The sequence below is a fragment of the uncultured Campylobacter sp. genome (assembly GCF_938017705.1).
In the GTDB taxonomy this organism is placed as follows: domain Bacteria; phylum Campylobacterota; class Campylobacteria; order Campylobacterales; family Campylobacteraceae; genus Campylobacter_B.
In genome coordinates, this window is record NZ_CALIIS010000191.1 from 1 (window position 1) to 1,950 (window position 1,950).

Genomic DNA, 1,950 nt, shown 5'->3' on the forward strand with positions numbered 1-1,950 from the left:
TCATTACAAAAGAGGACGATGAAAGATATGGACTTGGCGAGATTTACTATAAGTACAATCCATTATATAAGACACTACCAAGTAAAAAGAGCTGGATTATAGATAAAAAACTGGATTGTTGGATTATGAAAACTCAATTATTTAATGATCCGGAGATAGATCACGCATATCTATCGAAAGCAATGTGGAAATTCTATTATAAAGGTGATATATTTGACATCGTTCTTGATTATGGATTAGACGAAAAAGTTTTAGGTATCCAATATAATAAAGTCTGGAAAGTATTGTCAATAGTGCCAAATGGTAGCGAAAAAATATCAGTAGATGAAATTTTTTCGCTTTTAAAAGAGCAGCTTATAGTATTTGGGCTTGATGGATTATATAAGCAAGGTGAGAATTATAAAGTCGCGTTGATAGATGCAAGAAAAGGATAAATAGTTTTTTATCCGATCATAATTCGGCTCGGTAAATTTTAAAATTTAGCGCAGCGAAAGGCTTAAATTTTGATGATAAATTACGACAAAGTGTTTTTAAAGGCGCCGAAATGAAACGCGATATAAAAGCCAAATTGATCTTAAAAGCTATAAATTAGGGGCTAGGGTGATAAAAGAGTTCATTAAAAAATGTTTTGAGCTAAAAGGGGTGAGGATTTTATTCTGGATTGCCTTGCTCTTTTTTACTATAGACTGCTTGGGCGTTATATTTGCCAGCATAGATGCGGTTTTTTTGGCGGAGTATAGCGGTTACGATATCGCGAATCCGTTTTCTATCGTTTTAAAAGCTTTTGAACTAACGTGGCACAAAGAGGCGAGCGATAGCGAAAGCGATATTTTCGGCGCTATGGTATTGTATCTATTTTGCGCGACGGTAATTTTGCCTCTAATCATCTGCTGCTTTACATTTTCCAAAATAAAGGCTTTTATTCTGCTGGATAAAATATCCGCTGCATCTGCATTTTTTATAAGTTTATTTTATACTTATCCGCTAGCTGCGATAATCCTAGCAAAAGCTGATTTGACTTGGTTGGGTCATCTGCTTGATCGCTCAAATTTTAATTTTAACATAATGATTATAAGCGCTTTATCATCGCTAATAATCGCGTCTGCAACGGTTTTTGTTCTAAAAAGAGGTGATAAAATTTAATGCGGATAAGTTTATGAGATCATCTTTTTGACTAAATTTTACGTAAATTAATACGTAAAATTTTATGAATAGAGCTTGAGAAATGGAAATTTAAAAGGGGTAAATTTTAAAATGATCTTAAAATTTGCTTCCGCTTCAGATTTAAAATTTTAAGTTTCGAGGTTTGGAATTTCGATCATCGACTTTGAATTTAAAATTCTAATCCTGCCGATCTTTCAAAATTTTATGATCTAAAATCCTTACGCTTTTGAATCCTGCAACTCAAAGCCACTGTTTCTTAAATTTGAAATTCTAAGCTCTGGGATACGGAACCCTACTCGATAAATTTTAAAATCTAAGCCGGAATTTTTATTTGGCAAAAATTTTATCAGGCAGAATTCGGCTTGGTAAATTCTATAGAATGCTACTATGCGAGAGGGAAAAATGAAATTTTAAATAGAGCGTTTTAATTCCCAATGGGATGAAATTCTACGCAAAGCCGAAAAGATTGAGCCTTACGCCCATTTCTGTTTCAATTCTCAACGGGATGGAATTCTACTTTTACGCGAGTATGAATATTTTACTGATGCGGGGCGTTTCAATTTCCAACCGGATGAAATCCTACCCCGCAAGGAACGAAAGTCGTAGGCTCTTATTCCAGGTTTCAATTCCCAACGGGATGGAATTCTACGCTCGACGATAGCATCAAGCTTATCATTTGCAAGCTGGTTTCAATTCCCAACGGGATCGAATTCTACTTTCACCGAGCCCCTCCGCTTCATCATATACGGACTGTTTTAATTCCCAAAGGGATGGAATTCTACTCAC

General features: G+C 35.0%; 2 protein-coding genes. Both read left to right on the plus strand.

Translation table 11 applies throughout. The annotated features are described in order from the left end of the window. Window positions 1–434 (plus strand): hypothetical protein (locus Q0605_RS08895; protein ID WP_363317216.1); only part of this gene is annotated, 434 nt, incomplete at its 5' end. Window positions 435–600: 166 nt separating this feature from the next. Continuing rightward, window positions 601–1,143 carry a hypothetical protein gene (locus Q0605_RS08900; RefSeq protein ID WP_298706321.1) on the plus strand — a complete coding sequence of 181 codons (543 nt, stop codon included), beginning with the start codon at window positions 601–603 and terminating at the stop codon, window positions 1,141–1,143. Window positions 1,144–1,950: the final 807 nt, after the last annotated feature.